At 50.7% G+C, this 23,113-nt stretch carries 35 protein-coding genes; 32 read left to right on the top strand and 3 right to left on the bottom strand.

What is annotated here, in order from left to right:
- Positions 1–22 precede the first annotated feature (22 nt).
- The 3 genes from BQ5591_RS20325 to BQ5591_RS20315 form a co-directional block, all read right to left on the bottom strand.
- A complete protein-coding gene (locus BQ5591_RS20325) occupies positions 23–655 on the bottom strand; it encodes an RloB family protein (protein ID WP_004293618.1) in 633 nt (210 codons plus the stop codon).
- Positions 630–1,877, bottom strand: a complete 1,248-nt coding sequence (locus BQ5591_RS20320; protein WP_004293619.1) for an AAA family ATPase — start codon at positions 1,875–1,877, stop codon at positions 630–632. The genes BQ5591_RS20325 and BQ5591_RS20320 overlap by 26 nt, the downstream gene beginning before the upstream one ends.
- Before the next feature lie 534 nt (positions 1,878–2,411).
- On the bottom strand, positions 2,412–3,203 hold the full coding sequence (locus BQ5591_RS20315) for a hypothetical protein (RefSeq protein ID WP_004303962.1): 792 nt from the start codon (positions 3,201–3,203) through the stop codon (positions 2,412–2,414).
- Between the two features lie 1,923 nt (positions 3,204–5,126).
- On the opposite strand from BQ5591_RS20315, the gene BQ5591_RS20305 reads away from it, so the two are divergent.
- The 32 genes from BQ5591_RS20305 to BQ5591_RS20150 all read left to right on the top strand — a co-directional run bounded on the left by BQ5591_RS20305 (position 5,127) and on the right by BQ5591_RS20150 (position 23,110).
- Positions 5,127–5,699 carry a hypothetical protein gene (locus tag BQ5591_RS20305; RefSeq protein ID WP_004293623.1) on the top strand — a complete coding sequence of 191 codons (573 nt, stop codon included), beginning with the start codon at positions 5,127–5,129 and terminating at the stop codon, positions 5,697–5,699.
- Positions 5,700–5,764: 65 nt separating this feature from the next.
- Complete coding sequence (locus tag BQ5591_RS20300) at positions 5,765–6,136, top strand: hypothetical protein (protein WP_004293624.1); 372 nt, start codon at positions 5,765–5,767, stop codon at positions 6,134–6,136.
- A gap of 270 nt (positions 6,137–6,406) precedes the next feature.
- Positions 6,407–6,799, top strand: coding sequence for a hypothetical protein (locus BQ5591_RS20295; RefSeq protein ID WP_004303960.1), 393 nt, complete (start codon positions 6,407–6,409; stop codon positions 6,797–6,799).
- A 16-nt stretch (positions 6,800–6,815) separates the two neighbouring features.
- On the top strand, positions 6,816–7,073 hold the full coding sequence (locus BQ5591_RS20290; protein WP_004303959.1) for a hypothetical protein: 258 nt from the start codon (positions 6,816–6,818) through the stop codon (positions 7,071–7,073).
- A 149-nt stretch (positions 7,074–7,222) separates the two neighbouring features.
- Positions 7,223–7,435: a hypothetical protein gene (locus BQ5591_RS20285; RefSeq protein ID WP_004293628.1), complete on the top strand. Its 213-nt coding sequence runs from the start codon at positions 7,223–7,225 to the stop codon at positions 7,433–7,435.
- A gap of 4 nt (positions 7,436–7,439) precedes the next feature.
- Positions 7,440–7,679 (top strand): hypothetical protein, encoded by a 240-nt coding sequence (locus BQ5591_RS20280; protein ID WP_004293629.1) that lies wholly within the window; start codon positions 7,440–7,442, stop codon positions 7,677–7,679.
- Between the two features lie 5 nt (positions 7,680–7,684).
- Entirely contained in the window at positions 7,685–8,212 is a 528-nt protein-coding gene (locus BQ5591_RS20275) for a hypothetical protein (RefSeq protein ID WP_004293630.1), read from the top strand.
- Between the two features lie 40 nt (positions 8,213–8,252).
- Positions 8,253–9,350 (top strand): hypothetical protein, encoded by a 1,098-nt coding sequence (locus BQ5591_RS20270; RefSeq protein WP_004293631.1) that lies wholly within the window; start codon positions 8,253–8,255, stop codon positions 9,348–9,350.
- 10 nt (positions 9,351–9,360) lie between these two features.
- Positions 9,361–10,251, top strand: a complete 891-nt coding sequence (locus tag BQ5591_RS20265) for a hypothetical protein (RefSeq protein WP_004293632.1) — start codon at positions 9,361–9,363, stop codon at positions 10,249–10,251.
- On the top strand, positions 10,248–10,706 hold the full coding sequence (locus tag BQ5591_RS20260) for a hypothetical protein (RefSeq protein WP_004293633.1): 459 nt from the start codon (positions 10,248–10,250) through the stop codon (positions 10,704–10,706). Before BQ5591_RS20265 ends, BQ5591_RS20260 begins: the two co-directional genes overlap by 4 nt.
- A gap of 15 nt (positions 10,707–10,721) precedes the next feature.
- On the top strand, positions 10,722–10,997 hold the full coding sequence (locus tag BQ5591_RS20255; RefSeq protein ID WP_004293634.1) for a DUF3846 domain-containing protein: 276 nt from the start codon (positions 10,722–10,724) through the stop codon (positions 10,995–10,997).
- A gap of 4 nt (positions 10,998–11,001) precedes the next feature.
- Positions 11,002–11,481, top strand: coding sequence for a hypothetical protein (locus tag BQ5591_RS20250; RefSeq protein ID WP_004293635.1), 480 nt, complete (start codon positions 11,002–11,004; stop codon positions 11,479–11,481).
- A gap of 5 nt (positions 11,482–11,486) precedes the next feature.
- Positions 11,487–11,807 carry a hypothetical protein gene (locus BQ5591_RS20245; protein ID WP_004303957.1) on the top strand — a complete coding sequence of 107 codons (321 nt, stop codon included), beginning with the start codon at positions 11,487–11,489 and terminating at the stop codon, positions 11,805–11,807.
- A gap of 10 nt (positions 11,808–11,817) precedes the next feature.
- Positions 11,818–11,997 carry a hypothetical protein gene (locus tag BQ5591_RS20240; RefSeq protein WP_004293637.1) on the top strand — a complete coding sequence of 60 codons (180 nt, stop codon included), beginning with the start codon at positions 11,818–11,820 and terminating at the stop codon, positions 11,995–11,997.
- Between the two features lie 12 nt (positions 11,998–12,009).
- Positions 12,010–12,255 carry a hypothetical protein gene (locus BQ5591_RS20235; protein ID WP_004293638.1) on the top strand — a complete coding sequence of 82 codons (246 nt, stop codon included), beginning with the start codon at positions 12,010–12,012 and terminating at the stop codon, positions 12,253–12,255.
- A gap of 28 nt (positions 12,256–12,283) precedes the next feature.
- Positions 12,284–12,931 carry a hypothetical protein gene (locus BQ5591_RS20230; RefSeq protein WP_004293639.1) on the top strand — a complete coding sequence of 216 codons (648 nt, stop codon included), beginning with the start codon at positions 12,284–12,286 and terminating at the stop codon, positions 12,929–12,931.
- Between the two features lie 43 nt (positions 12,932–12,974).
- Complete coding sequence (locus tag BQ5591_RS20225) at positions 12,975–13,613, top strand: hypothetical protein (RefSeq protein ID WP_004303954.1); 639 nt, start codon at positions 12,975–12,977, stop codon at positions 13,611–13,613.
- Positions 13,606–14,868 (top strand): RNA-directed DNA polymerase, encoded by a 1,263-nt coding sequence (locus tag BQ5591_RS20220; RefSeq protein ID WP_004303952.1) that lies wholly within the window; start codon positions 13,606–13,608, stop codon positions 14,866–14,868. Before BQ5591_RS20225 ends, BQ5591_RS20220 begins: the two co-directional genes overlap by 8 nt.
- An 869-nt stretch (positions 14,869–15,737) precedes the next feature.
- Complete coding sequence (locus BQ5591_RS20210) at positions 15,738–16,217, top strand: hypothetical protein (RefSeq protein ID WP_004293642.1); 480 nt, start codon at positions 15,738–15,740, stop codon at positions 16,215–16,217.
- Positions 16,214–17,302: a hypothetical protein gene (locus tag BQ5591_RS20205; protein ID WP_004293643.1), complete on the top strand. Its 1,089-nt coding sequence runs from the start codon at positions 16,214–16,216 to the stop codon at positions 17,300–17,302. Before BQ5591_RS20210 ends, BQ5591_RS20205 begins: the two co-directional genes overlap by 4 nt.
- A 202-nt stretch (positions 17,303–17,504) precedes the next feature.
- A complete protein-coding gene (locus tag BQ5591_RS21020; RefSeq protein WP_074042456.1) occupies positions 17,505–17,690 on the top strand; it encodes a hypothetical protein in 186 nt (61 codons plus the stop codon).
- Positions 17,665–17,844: a hypothetical protein gene (locus BQ5591_RS20200; RefSeq protein ID WP_004293644.1), complete on the top strand. Its 180-nt coding sequence runs from the start codon at positions 17,665–17,667 to the stop codon at positions 17,842–17,844. The genes BQ5591_RS21020 and BQ5591_RS20200 overlap by 26 nt, the downstream gene beginning before the upstream one ends.
- A gap of 12 nt (positions 17,845–17,856) precedes the next feature.
- Complete coding sequence (locus BQ5591_RS20195) at positions 17,857–18,144, top strand: hypothetical protein (protein ID WP_004293645.1); 288 nt, start codon at positions 17,857–17,859, stop codon at positions 18,142–18,144.
- Positions 18,145–18,157: 13 nt separating this feature from the next.
- The gene (locus tag BQ5591_RS20190; RefSeq protein ID WP_004293646.1) at positions 18,158–18,883 is read left to right on the top strand and encodes a hypothetical protein; all 726 of its coding nucleotides are present in this window, start codon (positions 18,158–18,160) and stop codon (positions 18,881–18,883) included.
- A gap of 11 nt (positions 18,884–18,894) precedes the next feature.
- A complete protein-coding gene (locus BQ5591_RS20185) occupies positions 18,895–19,479 on the top strand; it encodes a hypothetical protein (protein ID WP_004303947.1) in 585 nt (194 codons plus the stop codon).
- 33 nt (positions 19,480–19,512) lie between these two features.
- Positions 19,513–19,749 carry a hypothetical protein gene (locus BQ5591_RS20180; protein ID WP_004293648.1) on the top strand — a complete coding sequence of 79 codons (237 nt, stop codon included), beginning with the start codon at positions 19,513–19,515 and terminating at the stop codon, positions 19,747–19,749.
- Positions 19,730–20,662, top strand: coding sequence for a hypothetical protein (locus tag BQ5591_RS20175; RefSeq protein ID WP_004293649.1), 933 nt, complete (start codon positions 19,730–19,732; stop codon positions 20,660–20,662). Before BQ5591_RS20180 ends, BQ5591_RS20175 begins: the two co-directional genes overlap by 20 nt.
- A 100-nt stretch (positions 20,663–20,762) precedes the next feature.
- Positions 20,763–21,008 carry a hypothetical protein gene (locus BQ5591_RS20170; protein ID WP_225982485.1) on the top strand — a complete coding sequence of 82 codons (246 nt, stop codon included), beginning with the start codon at positions 20,763–20,765 and terminating at the stop codon, positions 21,006–21,008.
- A 51-nt stretch (positions 21,009–21,059) separates the two neighbouring features.
- Positions 21,060–21,278, top strand: coding sequence for a hypothetical protein (locus BQ5591_RS20165; protein WP_004293651.1), 219 nt, complete (start codon positions 21,060–21,062; stop codon positions 21,276–21,278).
- Between the two features lies 1 nt (position 21,279).
- A complete protein-coding gene (locus BQ5591_RS20160; protein ID WP_004293652.1) occupies positions 21,280–21,489 on the top strand; it encodes a hypothetical protein in 210 nt (69 codons plus the stop codon).
- 59 nt (positions 21,490–21,548) lie between these two features.
- Positions 21,549–22,571, top strand: coding sequence for a hypothetical protein (locus BQ5591_RS20155; protein WP_004293653.1), 1,023 nt, complete (start codon positions 21,549–21,551; stop codon positions 22,569–22,571).
- A 2-nt stretch (positions 22,572–22,573) separates the two neighbouring features.
- Positions 22,574–23,110, top strand: coding sequence for a hypothetical protein (locus tag BQ5591_RS20150; protein ID WP_004293654.1), 537 nt, complete (start codon positions 22,574–22,576; stop codon positions 23,108–23,110).
- Positions 23,111–23,113: the final 3 nt, after the last annotated feature.

The following is a 23,113-nucleotide window of genomic DNA, read 5'->3' as shown; positions in this document are numbered from 1 at the left end:
TCCGGGCAAACGACAGAATATGCTAAATATACTTATTCAGTTCTTCCACAAGAAGATGCACCGTTGTCGAAGATTCCGCTTGTGCCGGCGGTATTCCCTCCATTCGGCGCAATACGGCTTTTGCGTTCGTGATGGCCTGAGCCTGTTTACCGCCCAGCTCCCTGAAAACACGACCGCCTGTACCGGCTTCCTTGTTGTAGGAGAAGCCCAACAAGCCGGATAGCTTTGTTTCATATTGATTTCTGTGCATCGGGCCTTGTACCAGGTTATAGTGCAGCAAGAACCAATACTCGAAAGCCTGGTTGCTGTATGCCACCCTCATGCCACCGGCTTCCGCCATACCGATAGCCCGGTTGAAATCCCGATCGGGAAAGTCATCCTTGTCAAATACCACCCAGCACTGGTCATACTCGCGTCCTTTCTTCCGCTCTTCTTCTTTCATCCGTAAAGCCTTTTGGACAAGACCTACCGTATTGAGTCCCTGGCCTACCGCTTTAATATTGGCGGAGGTCAGGCGAAACGCATTGAAATAATCCGGTTCCGTATTTACCCCCTCGCAGATGATCAGGAAGGATTGTTTGACCTCACGGACAAAACTGATACGCCTGAGTGTCCGTGCCGCGCGTGGATCACGCTTGTTCGTCCGTGCTGCCATATTCTTCCTCCCTCAGGTCAAATAACCGTTCAAACTGGCCGATGACAGGGATACCGCCATATTTCCCCATCAGGTACTCCTTTTCGAAAGGTGCACTGTTGCGAACCTTGTATTCCGCCAACGAATAGAGTTCCGAGGCTCCAAACGAATCTTTCTGTGTAAACCAGATCTGATCCCTGCGGAACAGGCTTGCATTAAGCAGGTTGGTGTCATGTGTCGTGAAAATCAACTGTGCATTCCTGGGATTTGTCACTCTGGAATTGAACAGCCCGATGATGCGACTGGTCAACAGAGGGTGCATTTTCGAGTCGAACTCGTCGACAACCAGCCTTTTGCCATGATCCAACGCGTCGATTATAGGATAAGCCAGCGAGAAGTATTTGATCGTACCCTCCGACTCGTTTACGCGGAACGGGAAAGTGACCGTCTTCGTGGCGTTGCCCTCCTCGTCATATTGCTGGTGTGAACTGATGACTGTATTGTCAACCTTGCGTATGTCGTCGATTCCGAAGTCTGCAAACCGGGCAAACTCCACAATACGCCTTTTCATGGACGGATCATCGATCTGGGCTATCGCCATTTCCCAAATCCGCTCGTCGCTGCTGCCAAGAACAATCGTGGTGTTGGCCAACCATCCCATGATTTCCACCGAGACGCTTTCGTTGAACTGTGCTGCCACGGAAAGAAGCAGCGCATTGTCGCGCACCATTTTTTTGGCGACAACCTCTTTGCCGACCGAAAATTTGGGATGCAGTTCATACTCATCGCCGTCACGCAGGAACAGTTCCACCTCCTTTGCCTTGCGCTTGTTGCCCTTTTGATAAAGCCACTCCCGGTGTACACGTTTTTCATCGACTTCAAACCCATAGCGGTATTGGACCGTTTCGTCGGCAAAGACCGCCTCAAAATAACTGGGCTCCTGTTCCGTCCTCCGGTTGAGACGGAAACTTTCCACCCGTATGCTTTCGCCGGACTGCACGCCTTTGGAGGAATTGATGACAAACCATTTGAAGAAATCGAGCGCTTTGACTAGATTCGATTTCCCGCTGGCATTGGCCCCGTAGATGACCGCACTCTTCAGCAAAGAGAGGTTCGTACCTTCAAGCTCAAAAACAATCTCATCGGACCGGGTCTGTTTTTCTTTCAGCGCGGAAGCAGCCAAAGACAAGGTCGCCGGCTCCTTGAACGAAAGGAAATTTTCGACTGTGAACTGAATAATCATATTATATCGCAGTTATATGTAAATTTTATGCAAATATAGGGGATATTTTTCATATATAGATGTTTTATCGGATCTCTTTTTGCGGTTATTTTCCTGCACGTGAAAATCAGACCGTTTTCGTTCTTGCAATGCTGCCCTGCAAAAGGCGACTGCAATTTTCCGAAGCGGCAACATCGGCTTGCGATTCATGCTCCCGATAGTGGAATTTGGGTGGAAAGACGCGAAATTCGCCACATCTTTCCCCTCAATGTGGTACAAATGTACCGTGTATCTGACAGGAGGGGTGTTACAAATGTAGCAACAATACTATAAGTAGTATTATACAAGAAGAAAGAAGAAAGATGTACTTTTTTCTTTGACGCAAAGAAAAAAGATACCAAAAAAGAAACAAATCATGACAGACGGCACGCCGTCTGTTTTTTTGTTTTTTTGAATCGGAAAGTGTTGAAAACGGATAAGATGAGGATTAAAGGACCACTTCCTCCCCAGATACAAGAGAGAGAAACAGAACGAATACCTTATACCGTCACCCTCTTACCGTCTGGCATCCTTGTCGCGGTTCAGCCTTACGACAGAGCGCACGCAGTCACGTACCAGTTCGGCATCCCTCCGCTCCATGAAATAGTTCCCGCATTCCAACCGTTTCCTGTCCGCCGGCCTGTTGTTGTCCCTGCATTCACGGATTTCCAGTATGTCATTCAGGTAATAGTACTTGTCACCGCGTCTGACACGTGTTGCCAGCCGTTCGAGTTCCTTCAGCCGTCCGTTCCATGCAAGCCCTTTCTGGCGTAGAGCATCGGAAAGCCTGCTACGGCCACTGGTTCCGATAGGCAGTATCTGGAGATTCACCGCGTACCCGACTGTTTCATGCAGGGAATAGCGCAGGCTCCCGTCTTCGTCCAGCAGGCAATACAGCACAACACGTCCTTTTGCGTCGATTTCCTTGAAAGCCCCCAGTATTACATGCTCATCCAGGATACTGAGTTTTACCAACTGTCCGTCTTTGGGAGCATAGAGAGATTCCGAACATACACCCCGGCGCTTGTCCCATGCAAGATGGCCTTCGTTCAGCAGGCGTTGGAGGGCAATCTTTTGCTCTGCGCTCGCTTCCCGGCAATCATTCAGAAACATGACCGCGTCATCGGTAACGAGTTCTTTGCCCGCAGTCATCCTTACCGGAACCGACACGCAATTACCCGTGACATCTCCCACAAGTCCGGTTTCCGATGTCCCACCGTTGAAGACGACCATTCCCTTGCGAATGGACGACCCACCCGTGCTGTCTTTCGGAATACTCCCGATTTTCTTCTTATGATATGATTCCATTCTTTCGATTCTTTATCCAGATATTTCCTGTAACAGCAAAATGCCATACTTCATACATAAGTGGATACAATACGGCAAATATACGTATAATTCACCAAAAAGGCAGGTAACTGAACCCCATTTCTTCTGCATTTCCACGGTTTCCTGTATAAAGTCACAAAAACCGTACAAATAAGTCGGAATCCATGTGGATAGCTTCGTTCTGTATATTCTATATGATTAAGGAACAAAACATTACAAGATTGTCCGATTGTGAAAAGCATATCCGAACATACTGAATGACAGGAATACACATCCTCCTTTTCCGTCGTCCAATCCGGTTAAGAACAGTCAATATACCGACGTGTCTCTATATATTTTTTGATACGTTTTCAGCGTATCTAAAAAACAGCTTCAAGCCGGAACCCGGAAATCGTGCAGAAAGTCTGTACACCCGTGAAAATTGAAAGGACAGGCATCCACAAATGAGAATATTTCAAAAATATGGGACATGGTGAACACCAGCACCTTAAGCAACCATGATAAATACAAGTACTTTACTGTATATTTTTTGATACCTGCTTACAGTTTCAATCCGAAAGCCGCATTTTGAGCCGTTTTGGAAAACCGGACTTGAAAAAACGGCCCGAGGACAGAGACCGAATCCGCACCCGAGGGTACACCCTCCCCAATCTTTTTATTTTTATTACACCATTGAATATCAATAATTTATTAGGTTTACTTTTGTATAAAGTAAGCCTAAAAACGTCTTTTACATTATCTTTGCTTACAAATTGAAAGTAAAAAAATCTTTTCAGTCCTATTTTATCCATTTTAAGCAGCTAATAATCTGATAATCAATAGACAAAACTGATTTTGATTTTATACATACGTTGAAACGGGGCTTTTTTGATTTTTGCAAAGGAAAAATTTTTTTCAAAGAAAATCATTTTTTCTATTTTATTGATATTCAACTATTTACAAATTCACTTCGCGCGCGTGCGTTCCATATTCGCAAAAAGGCTGTTTTTGGAACGTTCCAAATTTTTTTTCTCAAAAAGTTTTGCAGTTCTGAAAAACGGTTTTATAATAGTCATGTACTCGAAAGCCAAACAAACGGCAAACAAGTACGGAGAAAAACGAATAAAAAAATAGATAGTAAAAAACAGAATTAAAAAACAGAAAAGCAAAGACCGCCGAGAGCGAGAAACAAAAACGGCGTTTACACGAAAGTGAGTTGTTGAGCCGTCAAAGGGTAACACCCGAAACAACACCGTGTGCGTTTAGGTACGCTTAAAGAGTGCGTTAAATAACCACGCTTCGCACGGGGCAATAATACCAGTATTGCCAACCTACGAAAGTAGGGAAATTTATGGAACGGGATAAATCGTATTTATTCCGAGTGCCGGAAATACGTCAAGACTTTTGCAAGTCGCTGGGAGTATTGAGAATACCGCCACTGAAAAGGACGTGCAAGAATAATGCCATAATTGCGCCCTTGTGCGCACGGAGATAAAATGCACGGTAGCGGAAAAACAGTCCGCACGGAGCTTGAGAAAAGAGCATTGCCAATGTTATGCCCATAATCACCAGCCGCCCACCGCCTTACTGTTAGCTGTCGGATTGGAAAAGATCCGGAACGTGCCAGAGAAGCGTCTTGCCGAAATTGGAGTAAAGCAGCGCAGAGCCACGACACGATGAGTAGAACTCGTGCAAAGATACGATATGCCGAAAATGCGCTCATTTGGATAGCTCTGCTATGGGGTACGTTTTAAGTGCGACAAAGTTACGAAAAATTTTGCCGTGCAGGGTGAAATGCACGGCAAATTTTTGGGCGCGTGGCAGGAAATGCCACACTTTGCGCTATGGTGCAAAGTTCGGGGTTCGACTCCCCGAGTGCCCGCAATGCGTGATTTTGCGCAGTGTTTCTAAAATTTTATCATTATGGCAACTTCTAAATTGAACAAGGAACAGTATGCAAACATCGGTTCGTTTGCAGGTATCATGTTGGTTTACAACTCTACCAACAAGGACGGTGAACTCGTGCAGACGGCACAGCACTTTTTCGGTGCGGACTTTGAGCCTGCCGACAAGTCGGACAACGAGATTTTCCGTGTGATTAAAAACATGGTCGCAACTATGTGGCACACCATTGCGGAGGAAAAGAAACTGCGTGCCGATGCCGACGGCATACGCTCGAAATTCCGTGCCACAACCCCTGCGGAAATCATCATCTGCGAGAAGTCGGGAAATCGTATCAAGAAGTACGACCTTACCGACAGCGTTTGGGCGCGTATCGGTCTTGTGCCGACCAAAGTAGACCTCGAGAAGTCAAACCGTGATTTCCAAAAGACAATCCATGCCGCTGCAAAGGCTATCCGCAACGCCATGGATTTCGCCCCGAACCTCGCCAGCCTCGAAAAGCCAACCGAGAAAACGACCAAGACCGGCAAGGCTGAAAAGGTGGCGGAACAGCCTGCCGGAACGGTTGCCGACGAAAGCAAAAAGGCGGCATAAGGGCAACGGAGTAACTGAAACCTGCCCGAAAAAGGCAAAAGGACGGCAGGCAGCCCGCTGAACGTGTGGGACTGCCTGCCCTTTTCGTATCTGCCGTCGTAAGCGCGTGTTCTTGTGACGTATGCCACGGATACGCGCTTTTCATTTCGGGCGAAAGCAACTGTAACGTGATAGGCGAAAAGAATTTCCCGGCAAAAAACGGTGCCGGGACTGTACCTCCGCCGCAGGACGGGGAGTACACCGTGGACGACCTGAAGACCGCTCTGGAAGAGTCCGAGCGGTCGCTGCATGATGCCGTCTTCATAGCCCGCCAAGTGTGGGAGAAGGACTGCGATGCCGTGAAGTTCGACATCGACGACCTTGTGCAGATAGAATCGGCATTGCAGGAGATATGCAACATCACCGCAGGAATTGACAGCGGGGACGATGGCGAGTGACATGACGCGCACACGTGCTGCGGAAACTGCGGGGCGTGCGCGCTTTTTCGGGCATTGATATACACTGTGTCAGGATTGCACCCTGAAATGCCCGCACTTTTCTAAAATTCCCTCCGATATGACTTCCTTGCGCCGTGAGGCGTTGTGCCTACCTTGTATATAACACGGTTAAGCACGGTCTGGCGTTCTGCGGAACCGCCTGCCGTGCTTCCGCTGTTATCCTGTGCGGGGAAGCGGAGAACGGATGTGCCAATAATAAAACGAATAAATATGATAGAAGTGTTTGACGCAAAGCGCACCCGCAGTTACGGGTGCTTTGCCAGTTTCAAGGCTGCCACCGATACGCTTGACAGCCTTGCCGCGACGGGACAGCTCGGAAGTGTGCCCGCTGTCAGCGTGGCGGCGTATTGCAGCGGCGTGTTACAACGGGAATATGAAGCGGTGTTTGTCGGTGGGAAATGGCGTGTGCCGAAATCTCCGAAAAGGCGGATGCCGGAAACGAGACCTGCCCGTGGGAGACGTCGGCGGAAATGGTGCAAGGAGTACGCTACGGCGGAGCTGATGTTCCGAGAAGGGTTTCCCGACCATTTGAACCGCAGTTATCCGCTCTCGGCGGACAGCCTGAGACGGTGCAACCGGAAATGCAGAATTTATATGCAATAATAAAAACGCAATGAGTATGAAAACATTAGCAGACGTGAAACGGAAAATGACGCTTGGCTCGAAGTGGCGGTGTGTCCGGCTGTTCGAGGGCGGAAAAGACCTCGGCGTGCGTGAGGTCGGGAAAGTGCAGGGTAATGCCGTGGCATTCCTCAAACCCGACGGGAAACTCTCGTGGCTATGGTGGCCAAAGGCAAAGGACGTGCAGGTGGAAGAAAACGCCTTCACCGTGCTCCAGAACGGAGTGCCCAAGCTCAAGTACATCTATGCCGGATAGGTGTTCCGGAAAAAATCATGCAAAATAATATGAATTAATAACAACTATGGGGGCGGAATGCCCCTATGCTTTTATAAACGGATAAAGAAAATGACAGAAATAACGAGAAAGCAGATATCTGGTCTGCGGGTAAAGATGTATTAACGGCTATGGGAGAGGAACATAGAATCAACGAGATAAAAGGTGTCATCATCAGCCGTGCCCTGCTCAAGGAATACGGGTATGATGGCGATATGCCCACCGACAAACAGATGCAGGTCATCGGCAACGGGTTACTTGAATACTGGGGCGTAAGCGACGGTTTCAAGGAAGCCCTCGCCAGTACAATGGAGAACATGTTCGGTGTAAAAGCAAAAGATTAGGTCTATGGAAACGAAAGAACTTACTACCCACCAGCGTGGTGTTATTCTACGCGGCATCTGCGGCGGGGCTGCATTGAAAGACAAGTCGCCGCAAATATCTGAAAACAATACCGTCATAACCTGCGCCGGAGGGTTGGAGATTTGGGACATCTGCTGCATCAGCAGTGATGCCGAAGCCTTCGGCCTGAAACCGTCCTTCGGTTATGACGGGCACACGAGAATCACTTTCACCCCCAAAGAATAAGCGGAATGAAATCATATTACTACTTGGACTACCTGCACCGTGAAATCTTCCTTGAAGAGGAGGATATTCAGACCGTTCCGGAATCAGGCAGGGCGGACGATGCCTGTTCCGCCATTGCCGAAAAGCCGTATGTCGTGGAGCAGTTCATGGCGGACTCTTTCCGGACACTCAAAGATGTGGCCAGCCGCCTGTGCGATTCCCCTGATATTAAAAGCCGCCACGATGCGCTGATGTATATCGTGTGGAGGGTGGCACTGGACATCAAGGAGTGGCGGACTCTGAGCCATAGCGAAGCCGCCGTCAAGGTAACCCGTGAGGACGGTTTCGTGTGGCTGCTTGTATCGGCGGAAAATGCCCGGAAGCTATGGGAGGCAGACGTATTCTCCCTGTACAGGCTTTATGCCGATGATTCGGAATCCCTGATCGAAAGCGAGGCGGAGCTGGAATCGACCATCAAGGGCGGATACCAGATAGGTATCGAGGTGGGGTTCGCCTCTGTAATGGACCATGCCGCCCGGATGAAGCAACAATAAAAATCGGAAACAATCAAATAACGAAATCAAGAAGAAAGGTATGGAAACAACATTATTGACAAAGGAAAATGCCCATCGTGTGACCATGGTGCGGCGTGTGGATGCCCCGGAAAGCGAACCGGTAGCGTTTCTTTTCAGGGGAAAGAGACACGGGTATTGCAGCTATTCCCATCTTGTAGGGAATCCGGGCAAGGAAGAAATCCTCGCCCCGGCGGACTTCAAGGACTGGGAAGTTGTGGAAGTGGCGCACCCGGGCTATCTGGAAGAATATTTCAAGCAGGCGTGCAGCTCCTACAACCTCACCTCCTTCTCACCCGACGAGCGGGGTGAGTCAGACATCGCCTCGCACGAAAAGGAACTGCACGAGGATTTGCAGTCGATGCCCGAGCAGCAGCGGGAACGTTACATGGAAAACTACAAACGCTATTTCTCTGCCATGATCGCCGCCAACAGCCGTTGTGCCAGCGCGATGATTACGGGACCTGCACGCTTCAACACGGGCCGCAACGAAAAGGCCTGCAACAGCCACGCCAAGAGCGTCACGGCGTTCCGGGAATGGCGAGAACGTGCACTCGAAGCGATTCGCAAGGCTACCGAAGCGGCCAAGCCCGAAGAACAGCGTCTCGAGGAGGAGTGGCAGAAGGTCAAAGCCTTTATCGACGATGCCGCCTCGACCATTCACGGTATCGATACGGGTACGGCACGAGGCTATAGCCGGGCTCTCTTCGTCAGCAACCTCGCCGGGCGACTCTCCACCTATGTCAACCATGGCAACGTGGAAATCATCGACCGTGCCGTCGCTCGTCTGCGAGAGTGGAACGACAAAGTCAAGAAACCTGTCGTCACGGCACGCCATTCAATCTTCAAGTATCCCGAACTCGTCCGCAAGGTGCGGGAAAAGCAGCAGGAACGGGCAAGCCGTGAAAATCGTGAGATTCCGTTCGATGGCGGCAAGGTGGTCTACAACTTCGAAGAAGACCGCCTGCAAATCCTCTTCGACAAAATACCCGATACCGATATGCGTACGACCTTGAAGCGTAACGCTTTCAAGTGGGCGCCACGCAACCAGGCATGGCAGCGCCAGCTCACCCGCAATGCCGAATATGCCGCCGGTCAGGTGTTGAAAATAACCATTTAATCCAGTGCCCATGAGATACATCATCGATTCACGTTATTTCGACGGGACATGCCTCACGTCGATGTCGGATGACATGCACAGCGACTACGGCGGCGAGACGCTGGAAGCACTGCGCGAAAGGGAGAAGAACCCGTACCTGGTCGCTGTATCACCGGTACGCATGACACTGCTTGTGAAGCGTTATACCCGGGCACTTTGCAAGCCCTTCCATGAAATTACGGAGGAACGTTATTACGAACTGCTGGAATGCCTGCCTCCGGCCCGCATGCAGAGCGACTGGTTCTTTGTCGGGGAACCGTATTACCGAAACCTGTACGCGCTCTGTTTCGAGTCGGACGGCAGGTATTTCCGGGCGGAACGTCCCGTACGTCTTTCCAATGTGGAAATCTACCGCCAGATTCGGGAACACATGGAGAAAGTAAACCTGCATCCCGCCATCGTCAAGAAGGCTTCCTTTGTCAAATATGTCAATTGGTACAAAAAGACGGTCACCTACATACCGTACTATTTCGAGTATGGAGGTAAAATATATTTCCTGAAGAACCTCGCCACTCGGACGGGATCCGAATTTGGCGACCGCCGGGAACGGAACGAGATGGCGGCATTGCTGAGGAACCTGCGCGGAAACCGCTACGAATACTGTACTTTCTACTCCCAAAAGAAGGACATCTTCGAGTTTTTTGACTGGCTACGGAAGAACAAATACACGCTGGAAATCCAGGGCGACTTGTTCGACTTTGCGGATGACCGCTCCCACGTGGACTTTCACGGCAATGTATGCGAGTATTCGGCTGTGTTCCATTACCGCATCTATTCACGCAAGCTTTTTGGCCATATCATTAACCAGCTACGCACCGTGAAACGGTATCACGCGTGGCATAAAAGGAGGGAAATACGATGAAAATCTCAAATGAACCTACCCCATACCTCCTGCTCAAGGCAGGAACTGACAGTGCATGGGATTGCTGCGACTTTGCAATCGTGTACCTGTCAAAAGAGTGGAGACAGACACAGTCCGGCAGGCTGGAAGCCGTCAAGCCATTCAAGGATGACATCAGTTTCCAGTCTTTGAACTTTTATGACATATCGGTTGGTTTTTACCAGCCGGACGAGGACGGGATACTGGGCAGCGAGGACTTGCCGGAAGACAATAACTGGTGCTTCGTGGAACTGACCGAAACGGAACTGGAAAGGTTGGTTCCGCCGGACAATGTGCTGGTCAGCCATATCTTGGCGGTATTTGCAAACGGGGAAGCCAGATACCGGGCGTACGGCAAACATACCGACGAGCGATTCTGGACTGAAAAATTCCCTTTGCAACAGATTTTGGATATACTGGCGAGTCATGAATCTTAAAATTTCAAAGCAACTATGACAGAAATCATCAAAACGGACGGAACACGCCAACCCGTGCAGCCAGCCAATGGCTCAGACTTCACGCTGGAGGAGATGCAGGCGATTGTCGGCGGCTACATCGAACTGGTGGAACTGGACGGGAACACGACAATGGTCGTCAACGAGGAAGGCAAATTTATCCCTCTGTCCCTCAATCTTGAAGCGAGCAGGATATTCCGTGCTCATCACCCGGCGTCGAAAGACTTCATCGTTGGGGACGTACTTGTGTGCAATAACAATCAAATCAGATAAAATTATGGATAAAGAGAAAGCAAAAGCGCTCAGCAAGACCCTCGCATGCTACAAAGAATTACAAGAGAATAACAGTGTAAACCTGATCGAGTTCCATACCGCTGACGGGCAGAAACACGGTATCGGCAACCCGGAAGCCATCAAGCTGTTGCTTTCGGTGGCCGTCATCGAACTGGAACGCCAGCTCCGGACCGCACAGTTCGGTGATATTCCGGAAAGCCTGGAGAACAGCCGCGAGTACAAGGCGGCCAAACAGCTGGAATACGCCATGAACGATTTGGGATTCAAGTCCGAACGTTTCGCCCAGGCTCTTCCTTATTTCCACAAGACACTGGAACAGACATTCTTCAGAACGGTAAAGGCTTCCATTACCGCTATGGCAGGGCGTGATTCACGCTGCATTGACGACCGCAACCGTGCTTCATACGAGATGTGTCAAATGCTGGCCTCCATGCTGGAAGATACCCGTCTGCCCTTTATCTAAATGCCATGTTCATAGACGAGAGGACACAAAACCGCCTCCATGCCGTGCCGGGAGAGAGTATCTCCCACGGCACGATGCGCACGCAGGACCTGATTCCGGCGTTCTTGGACGTTATCCGTGACACACCGGAGTACGTGCAGGTGATGAATGCCATCCCCGCCCATGCCATGGAGGACAAAGAAGCAGACTGGTGGAACAGCGATGACGCGGCGGGATTGCTGGAATCGCTGTTCGACACGCTCGATAGTTACTCACCGGAGGGGTACTATTTCGGTGCTCATCTCGGTGACGGGTCCGATTACGGATTTTGGAAAATGGACAAGTGAATGTCGGAACATGGTACGGATTACAAAAGACAAGCGGCATGACATTCTCAAAGACGGGATTCGTATCGGGCAAATCTATCTTGCCCGTGCCGAAAGCAGGAAATTAAGATACTGGGCAATCTCTTGCATGAGTGGAATCGGCTTCAACACTTTCAATGAAGCCCGCAGTTATGCCAAGGATTTCCTTTAATAAAAGAATCGCATGAAAAATTGGATACAACAGATGCTTTTGTGGCGTAAAAAGACGGACAAGGGCAGAATGACACTCGGAAAGGTGCAGAAAGAGTATCGCGAGAATGACGTATGCATGGGAGAACTCCTTGATGCCCTTCCCGCCGACGGCCTTTCCATAGAGGAAGCTTTCGAGCTGGCTATCACCGCCAAGAAGTGGGCGGACGGAGACCGTTTCTACCGGAGTATCAACGATGGAGAACCGGAAGAATTGTAAGGTAAATAACAATAAACAATAATGACAAATGAGCAGATATGATTTTATAAGATTCGGCGGCTTTGTCAACTGGGCGGACGAGGACACGGACACGTTCCGGAAAATGAAAGTCTGCCTGCCGGTAAAGGAGCCTGTCGAAGATGACACGAAAATAGGACTGATTTCCACGGACGAGGACAATCCGGAAGAAATCGCGGTTTCCTATTCCGTCAGGGCAGCCGAACTCATCCCTTGGACGGACTCATTCCAGGAAGGATACTGGAAAGCCCTGATAGTGGCAGAGGCAAACGGAGCAGGCACGGACGTATTGCTGCCCATGCTCAAAGATGCCGGACTATGCCTGATGGAATGTGTCTTCCTGATGCTCCGGAGCGATGCCTGCAAACTGTTTCCGGTCCTGTGCCGGCTGTTCCCGGAAGTGGAGGAAATGTTTGAGATTATCACATGGAATGACAGGGAATATTTTGTCAGGGAACTGACGCTGTTCCGTGGAACGGGCGGGGAATACAAAACCCTGGTCTCTGTAACGGGTCTGCAAGACGTGCTGGTCGGCAAAGACGGCGCACCCATATCGGACGAGGCGGAGGCCGTGGACCGGAAAATCTGCTATTACTTCACGGACGAGGAGTTCCTGCTGCCGGAAGAGCGGCTTGTGGCCCTTGCGGAGGATGCGTGAGAAATCATAATGTATGTACAAAGACCAGAAAATGAATAAAAGAATGAACAAACAGCAAACCACTCCCGTTACCGACACTTTTAAGGGGATGCTACTTATGTCAATGGGTGTCCCTGTAGGAAACATCCGTCCCTACCGTTTGAAGTCGGCACCTTCCTGCCTCGGCGGTTTCGAGCGCATGAGCGTAGCGGCAGCACGAGCCTCGGGAATGGATATCCCGGAGACGGAGAAAGAGAACGATGAAGTTTACATATGCCGCTTGGGACCCGCCGTCTTCCATAAATGGATGCCTGTCTGGATGTTCGAAACCGCTTTCGAACCGGTTCCCGAGCAGAGACGCGGTGACCGCATCCGAACACTTACGGAAGAGATGAACAACCATCACGTGGCGGAGAAAGCCCTGAATGAAAAATGTTACGCCCTGTCCGTGAAGCTGCTTTCCGAGTGTGGCGGCAGCCTTGATGACAACGGTGAACAATCCTCGACCTATCTCCATGTTGTGGACCGTGACCCCGTGGAACTGGTCATCACGAACGCGTCGCTCCGGAAAGACGGGAAAATCTTCATCATGGGTTACAGTTACTACACGGGCGAGGAGTACGAGCAGGAATGTGACGTAGAATCCGGCATGGACATACTGAATTTTATCCTTTCCCAAAAAAGTTTTGAGTGCCATGAATGAAGACAAGATATTGCAAATGTTCTTCGACATAGGCCGGTGGACGAAGGCCATTGAGAAAGGCGTGCTGAAAGACATTAGGAAAGACCAACTTATTCGGCTGACCGACGAGCATACCCGTATGGCGATGGCCTATGCCATGCGCCGGGGAAAGTACGAGATTTCCCCTCCCCACACGGCGCAGATACCCAAGGACAACGGTGAGTTCCGCACAGTGTACGTAAACGAGCCGATGGACCGCGTAGTACTGGGTATCGCCAACGACCTGCTCTTCGAGTTGATGCCGGAGATGCTGCACTCTTCGTGCAAGTCCTACCAGACCGGTATAGGGTGCGGCAAGGTAGTTACGGAAGTCAGCCACCGGATGACAGAAACCGGCAATAGCGGCTGTCTGGGCTGGAAGTCCGACCTTTCCAAATACTTCGACAGTGTTCCGATACGGTTCATCGACGAGGCGTTCGACAAGGTGGAGGCCAAACACGGCCAGTCTGCCCTGATAGACGTACTTAGGAAATATTACCACTCGGACCTCTATTTCGATGAAGATAACCGGTTGCAAAGCAAGTATCAATCCTTGAAACAGGGTTGTGCTGTGGCTAGCTGGCTGGCGGATGTACTGCTCTACGACCTAGACAGGGAACTGTCACAAATGAACGGCTACTACGTCCGGTATTCCGACGATATGCTTTTTATCGGCAAGGATTATGAAAAAGCGATGGACACACTCCAAAAACGCCTGGAAGATAAATCCATGAAGCTAAATCCCAAGAAAGTGGAATACCTGGCAGCCGATGTCTGGTTCAAGTTCTTAGGATTCAGTATCAAGGGCGGCATGGTCTCGCTCTCGTCATCACGCATCAAGACCTTCCAGCACGAGATCGAGCGGCGGACAATCCGCTGCCGGGACACGACACTGGCAAAAGCCGTGGACGCCGTGAACCGTTACCTGTACAAGGGCGAGTTCAGCTGGGCGATACAGGTATTGCCGGTCTGTAATGTGAAGAGTGACCTCAACGAGCTGAACAAGTTCGTGATGGACTGCTTTAGAGCCGTTCAGACGGGCAGGTGCAAGATCGGCGGTCTGGGATATGTCCGAACCAAACCGGATGGCTGCATCGTCCGGGGACGGGGACGCAACGTGAAGGCCAACCGCGATAAAACAGACCGGGACATACCGGGTTACCTGACTGTCGGCTGCATGCGTAACGCCCTTCTGACCAGCCGGGCGGTGTACAACACGCTGGTGGCATCGCTATAAGTTACGCCGGGCACACGGCAGAACGGGTGGACGGGCAGGCTATTCAACGTTACAGGCTTATAACCAGAATCCATATCGAGATTAACCGGTCTAACACCCGGTTAATCCCATCTCGATTCTGGCTGCGCCTGTAATGTATCGGGAAATTAAAGTCATGTGCCGTCTGTCCCGTACCCGTTACCGGAGCACACCGGGAAAGTTCAAGGAATAGGTTTGGGCATCCCGCGTACCAACGTCTTCTTTCCGAGTCTGAAGGCGGCTGACCGTCGCCTTCGGACTCCGCAGAAGACCCATACGCGGGATACATCGGAAGCATAAAGCCATGTGCCGGTATTATGAGAACTTTCAGTCTTTTCCAGCACGGGAACGTGCGGTTCGGGGGAATGGATTCAGCCTGCTGTCCCCGATAAGCCCGTCTCGCGCCGTCGTATCCCTAACGTTATACGACGGCGCCATTCCGGCTTCCGCCACAGCAGACATCGGACCTGTAAAGGAACGTGCCGGCATTCCGGGAACCGCAAAAAGAACAGCACAGGGCAAAGGGGGCAAGGCCGGGATTTCAACAGAGCCGCAATTCACACGGCTGGAGCCTGTGTTATCTCCTGCTAACACGACAGATGACACAGGTTCCAGCTGTACTCGCGGCCCGTATCAGGTTTTTAAAGGGATGTACCGTCCGGATGAGTCCCCTGAACAGAAGGTAGCGCGACCGCATATGCACGAGGGACCCAAATTCAAGATACAGTATTCAAGCTTGGTCCTGAGCCAGGCAACTACCTGGTTCAGGACCGAAGTCCTACTGTATTTATCAGGACTATAAAGATACGCGCCAGGGGTTTGAGTGCCATTAATTGTAAACAGGTGAGAAAATGGAAGATATTTACCGAGAAACCGTCACCGCCATAGAGAACGGCGCAAATTTCCGGATTGATTTCCAGTCCAGAAGTTTAAAAGTAAACGGGAGACACATGATACGGAACGGCAGGTATGATGGCGCTCCGTGGTTGCCGGAGTACGGCTGCGGGGATTTTTTCACGGATGTGGAGGAGCTGTACCGCCGCTATAAACATTCGATACCATCGGAGCGCAGCCAGAGCAAGTCCCGCCGGTATTTCATGGCATTGCCCGAAAGTGACCTCGAGGACGGGGACATGCTGTACGGGCAACACCGGGATACCGCGCAATTCGAGCTGGAATTCTATATCCTCTGCCGGATTATAGGCGGGTTCACATGGAATCCCGAAACGATGGGCAAATGGTTCTGGCAAAGCGAAAAAGACAAGGACCTGGTGATACTCAGAAAATGGGTGGAACCCGGAAGTAATCAATTATTAACAAATTCACAATGAGTAGAAAGAAACAAGAAACAAAAGTCCTGTGCCCCGGATGCGGCACGGAATTCGCCATCGCGGACAAGGAATTTGCCGCCACGGGCACCGTTATCGGCAAGAATTCGGATTTGGGCACCGTCTATCCGGTGGTGGCCGGCCATAATTCTCCTGCCGGACTTCCCAAAGGGGCGCGGGAGCGTATCGAGGCACTCCGCGGTGCCGGTGTGGACGTGAGCTGCCTGTTCGCCATGCAGGGAGCCGAGGGCGGCGAGTATATCGCCTCCAACAAAGACGGGAAACTTACCATCCTGGATGACAACGACCCGATATTCGGCAGCATCATGGCACAGGGTACCGTTCCCAACAACCGACTCTTCCGCCGGTGGGTCATGGCACAAATGTTCCATATGATGTCATACACGCATTACCGTGAAAAAGAGCCGGCAGGGGTGACCGAGATGATTCACCGGAAAGGCTATGATTACCAGTGGAAAATGCTCTTGAACGAGCTGCACGCCCAGATGAAGATGGAACACAAGGACATCACGGGTTTTGCCGAGAGAAACCGCTGGTTCAACCGTGATGTGGTTTTGGCCATCGCGAGCGACTATGTCAACGCGCTGAAAAAACACGTGGGCAACCTGGAAACAAGAAAATGCAAGGGAGTTCCCTACAAGCGTATACACGGCCGTAATATTTTCGTGGAGGACCTGCAATCCAAACTGTACTACCCGCTTTCCATCGCGATAACCCACATCAGGCACGCGTTGGACGCCACACAGCTTTACAACGCGGTCAGACAGTTCAATGACCGTCGTATCCGGCTGCCATGGGGCACTCCTCAAAGCAAGGCATGGATGGATGCCTATAAGGGAGCCGGGGCGTTCTTTACCATGCAGAACCTGATTCGTTTCCACGGTTGCACGGCTGTCAATGACCGGGGTCGGCGTCTGGACAAGTACCAGTCACTGACGTTCCTGTCAGCCAAGGCGGAAGAGTATAAAAACGGAGAAGGCTGGCGGTTGCTGGCAGTCCTGAAAAAAATGCTGGCGGACAACAATATCAACATCAAAAAGAAGATGGCGGCATGGCGTAAGAAATAGGCCGTCATCACCATCCGCCCGGTAGGCGGCGCGGTGTGGCGGGTCAGAATAAATTAGTACTCCCTCCATTGAAATGATGCTCATCCCTGTTAACACAAGATGAGCATCTTTCAATGGAGGCATTACATCGAAAACGTAAAGAGATGCCCCTGTTTGACGACCACACCGCTATTCTAATCAAAACGACATAATCCTTTATACGATGAGCAAGAAACAACTACGACGCAGGGCCTACCTGCTGTACCGGTTACGAAAACAGGGTATCCGATGCCTGACACGTTGCCGGACCATCTTCTACCTTTACGGGGAGGATCCTAAATCAGTACCGCAGATTTGCAGCCTGATAAGCGAATTCCATTTCCATGTCCAGTTTGAAATACCCGCCTGACATGAAACCGGGAGACATTGCAACGCTGAAAGTGCCCTACAAGGGCTATCGCCGTATAGAACTGTTGGAACGGCTCCAATACACCTGGCTGGTACGCATCTGCGAGAGCAGGAAGGAGATCGAGGTCTATGAAGACGAGTTCGAAACGGATTAAAGGCACGGAACAATGAAAGGAGAACAACAGGAAGAACGCGTACCGAACTTCATCGGCAATGCCGTCATTATCCTCACGGCCAGCCATCTGGGCTGCGAGGTGGAGATGCTCGCCACCGCACAGGAGGTGTGGCGGACGAAACGCCTGCCCGAGGCGGTACTGCTGGGCATGTACGAAAAGGCCGCACGCGATGCCGTGTCGGCTGTCCGGAAGAGAGGTCTGGCGGAACAGGCTGACCGTCTCGGAGAGATATTTTACAGGACGGGGGAATTTCCCCCGCCGGAAGAAGACAATACATAAAAAGGAGTAACAAATGAAAACAAGGACTTTTCAGGAAATATATGATTTCTGCCGTACGGACGATACCTACCGGAGCTATTTCGAGGCATCGGACGAGTCCCGCATTACCGGAGCAAGGGCAAGAAAGTACTATTACGGCGACATCCGCCGAGGCCAGTGCCGCGTGGGGACATTCATCTACCGCCAGTCGATGCGGCAGCTTGAAAGGTTCCTCGGGGGCGCAAGGCAGGACCACTACATCCATGTTGACCCGCCGGCCTGCCGGGGAGTGAGCCTCAAGGACGATATGTTCCCCGGCCAGACCGCCTATATCGTGGTACATGTCAGGAGGCAGGGTGTGCAGATTGAAATCGAACACCCGTTGCATGGTGGATGGGTGCATTTCACGGCACGCTCCCACCGTCCCTTCACCAGGGAGGGAATCATAGCCGAGGCGAAGTCCTACATTGACAGCCACATCCTGCTGGCACCGGGAAGATACCGGGACTTGCAGCTGGAAAATATGGTTTCCAAGGAACAGTTCCCCGCATGGTACAGGCTGTATAAAATGAGGCTGCACGACCGGGCGGAAGCCGAACATCGGGACATGGTGGACAGATACAGGCACAGGAACGACCTTACCTACGGGGAAGCCCGTGACATGCTCGCGGCTTCGGGTATATTCTTCGACCTGAACTGCGACGAGTTCGAGCGGGACGAGATTACGGAACAATTTGTAAGACTTTGTAACAAGACATAATACCCAGGCAAATGAATCTATATAATCAAATCAAATATAACGGGTACCGCATCAACATCTATTATGATGATGACGCCCGAAGCCCGCGTGAAGCATATGACAATCTCGGTACGCTTTATACGGCACATCGTCGCTACCGCCCGGAGAAGGAGTTTGATGACCACTTCGATATCGACAAGGTTTTTGAAGGGCATATCGGAAATTTCCGGGAATCGTTCCTGAAGGAATATATCGCCCTGCCGGTCTACCTCTACGACCATGGCGGCATTACAATATCCACCTCGCCGTTCAGCTGCCCGTGGGATTCCGGATTTTTCGGAATCATCGCGGTACCGTTGGACAAGGTGCGCCGGGAATACGGGTGGAAGAACATCACCGCGAAACGCAGGAAGCGGATCGAGGGATACCTGCAAGACGAAATCAGTACCCTTGACAACTACTATACCGGGGAAGTTTTCGGGTATCGCATCATGCCGGAAAGTGACGATGACAATGAACTGGACAGTTGTTGGGGATTCTATGGTACGGAATGTATGAAAGAACTGGAAGCCGAATGCAGGCATATTATCGACGGGCAGAACAAAGCGGTAGCATAAAATAGAAAAATACGCATAATAACTGGAAATACAATGAAGACATCATACGGACTTGAATTTGACACGGTAACAGAAATCAATCCTGAATGGAGCGGCTATGACAAGACGATAGCAGGATGTCACCTGGCCAATGCCAGGGTGGTCATCGTGGATACGGAATACGGGCAACCGATAGACAATGAGCATGACCTTGAAGAAATCTACCGGATTCTCGAAAAGAAAAAGACAGGCCATACTAAAAATGAACGACATGGAAGAAAAACGAGATAACAAGGAAATCAGGGTACGCCTGCACCATATCGACCGTGGAAACTGCACGGAAGTGTGGGAGGTGCAGACAGAGAAGGGTAAGCCCAAACGCTATCTGGGACGTGACGACGGTTATGGACCGAAGGAGTGGTACACGCTCTGCGATGCTCCCTACGGCTATTGCGAACGCGACTGCCATGTGAGGGAGGACCTCACCCTCATTGTCTGCGACAAAGATTGGAACGAGGTGTTGCGAGACGGAACGGACAGGGAACGCTTTCCTGAAAGTTTCCCTTCACTGGATGAAGCCTGCAACGAGGCATGGAGCAAGGTCGTGAAAGTGCTTCCGCATGTCACGCACAAAGGTTTCGGGCAGTGGATCACCAAACAGTCATTCCTCCCGCTCAGCCAGACCGAAGAATTGAATTGGCGGGATAGCTACTATGAGGAAGAAGCGAGTGAGATACTCTCACGTTTTACATGGATCGGTGAAGAGTATGCCATATTCAAGGTTACCCAGAGGCACACCAAGTGCGACGCCCAATGGTACGAGTATTACGCGGGGAAGACAAACCGGCAGGAACACGAGTGGTATACCCGTTTCTTCGGTTACGAGTACCATGACCGGCATATCAGCGACGTACTCCGGACACTCGGAAGGCGGTGCGACGACATCATCCGTACTGCGGTGGAAACCCGCACGGACCACTATTACGGGCGTACGGTTTCCTGTTTCATGGACGAGTTCATCGGTTACGACCTGTCCCATGAACAGGTCCGTGACGCCAAGGAATGCAGATTGCGCAAGGCACGGGAAGACTACGACGAAGCGAACGCCTACTATTACAAACTGAAAGAGAATGAGGAAAGCATCCGTGGTATCGAATTGATGCTGCACTGCATAAGACAACAAATCCGAAAAATGAAAAGATAATGGCCAGAAACTACATGTAGCCAGAGTTTGGCAAATCGAATACAAATATCCGGGTATGTATGGCGGGGGCGGTCAGGATATCTTTTATGATATCCTGACAATGTTCGAAGTTGATAACTCCGCAGAAGACGCCTATACCGATGACTTCGAAATAGCCCGTTCGGGTCTGCAGCAGCTAAGAAAACATATCTCAGAACAGGATGAAACCTTCCGGCAGAATGCCGAAGAATTTTATTCCTGCCTGGCAAAGGCCGGGATGGACCGGGAAAAGTTTATCGAAGTACTTGATTGTCTAATCAACGGCAGTGACCAAAGCGATGCCTATGTGCATGTCTCATGGTTTTAATGATATGCCATGAAGGCGTTTCGAGCAAACCTGCCGTAACATCAAACCTGTATGAAACCTAAAGATAACGGGCTGGCCAACCTTCATGACCGGAAACGTGAGGAACGCGGTTTCTGCTGCATGCAACTGATCATATTCCTTACAGACAATGGAGTGAAGAGCTGGGATGAATGGCACCGGGCGCATACCGACGCGGCCCGGGGCGAATGCAGATACCGCAAGCGGTGCCCGGTTTATGGACGTAGCAAACATTTAATGAACAATAAATAATATGGTACTTAATATTGTAAAAAACGACCTGCCTGCCTCATGCATTGCAGAATATGTAAGATGCGTGTTTGACAATGCCAAAGTAAACATCAAAGATGAAAATGCAGTATCCGTCGACATCGAAGTGACCGGAAAGAACGAGCTGCACTCTTTGGAAGGATTAAAAGAGTTGGAATACTATTTTAAAGATTATGACATAAGAATATGGTGACCGCCATGCAACGGGCGGCAAACCGGAAATTGTTCAACTACAGATAAAAAACAAGCAACATGGAACAGGAAAAACCTACAAAGCCGGAAACAGACAGAACCTTTCCGGAAGACGATGACACACTTTACCGTGAAATGACAGTGCACATGCCCCGCTGCTATTTTCCGACTTCGCTAGGCGAGAACAGTATCCTCAAATTTGCCGGAGAGGAATTCCGCCGCGTCAAGAATATTGTCTGCCGGCGCTACAACTTTAACGAGGACAAATATATCCGGGAGAACGCCGGCGTATCCCCTTTCGACTCTGTTCGAGGCAACTTCGAGCAGGAAGTGTACAGACGTCTCCGTAAGGATTATGCGCACCTCAGTATCATCTCCATCAGAAGATCACTTATGGAGAAAATCCGCGACGCCGTGAAGAAGGAGAACAACATCATCGGCACGTTCTACCGCAACTGCGGCGTACATTACCGGGAGGCGGAATCAGCGGAGTATGAAACCTCCCCGATAGTGGTGGTCCACAATTCCGCTTTTTACGGATACGGCGGTTATGAAAGTGCGACCGTTTATGAACTTTTCATCGACGGGAACGGCAAACTGCTCTGCACGCTCAACGGCGAAGCCGGCGAGGATTTCGATGAGCCCATCGGACAGGTACAGACCGAGGGATTGCTTGAGATTGCCCACTGGCTGGAAGAACACGGGTTCATCTCCGCTGATGTCAATGACGACGAGATTGTCGTATGCGAGGGGTGCGGTTCAGACAATATACAGACCCAGGCATGGGTGGATCCGAATGCCCGTACATTCATCGGTACCACGGGTATAGACCGCTATGATAACTGGTGCGACGAATGCGAGGACCATCAGCCATTCTGTACTTTAAAAGAGTTCAAAGAACGCATGGAGGAATGGTGGAACTCGTTGGACGCAAATCAAATGGAACAGATCACGGGTTGCCGTCAGGACAAGTGTCCGGCCGGAGACAACCATCAGGGGTTTGCCGAAACCTGCAATGAATGGTGGGAAAACAAGGGCTATGACGAGAAACGTAAAATCTGGAAAGAACATAATGACTGCTGATTATGATTTACAATCTTCTTAAACGCATACAGAACCTGTTGGCTTCCAAGCCGTCCGGGACAAAGGAGGAACAGGAAATCCTGAGTCTGGTCAGCCAGGCGCTTCCTGCAATGCTCAATGGGCATGATACGGAAACACTTGCCGCCAATGAGCTGCTGGTACGGATATGCCCCGACACCAAACGGCCGGTCCTCGTATGCCATAACGGCAACGGGCAGTGCCTGTGCCTGCACAATGGGACGACGGAAGAGGATGCCGTCGACGTGGACTTATGGCTGCGTTCCAACGGTAGAGAGTGTAACGGCTACAACAAGTTGCAGGAGGCTGTCGTGGACCTTGCCTACAATGCCGGGGCGGACAACCTGTGGGAGGACAGGGACTCCCGTGCCGTCAATGCCGAGATCGTCCAGTGGGCGGAAGAATTCGAGACTGAGCATGCGGGCACTGATTGGGATGCGGAGGACTACTTCCTTGCCATCGACAGGTTTTACAAGGAAAAGACAAAACAAATGAATCCGGTTACAATACCGGCGAACTGAAAA

It is taken from the genome of Bacteroides ndongoniae (assembly GCF_900108345.1).
Taxonomy (GTDB): Bacteria; Bacteroidota; Bacteroidia; order Bacteroidales; family Bacteroidaceae; genus Bacteroides; species Bacteroides ndongoniae.
This window is presented reverse-complemented; position numbering and strand designations above follow the sequence as displayed.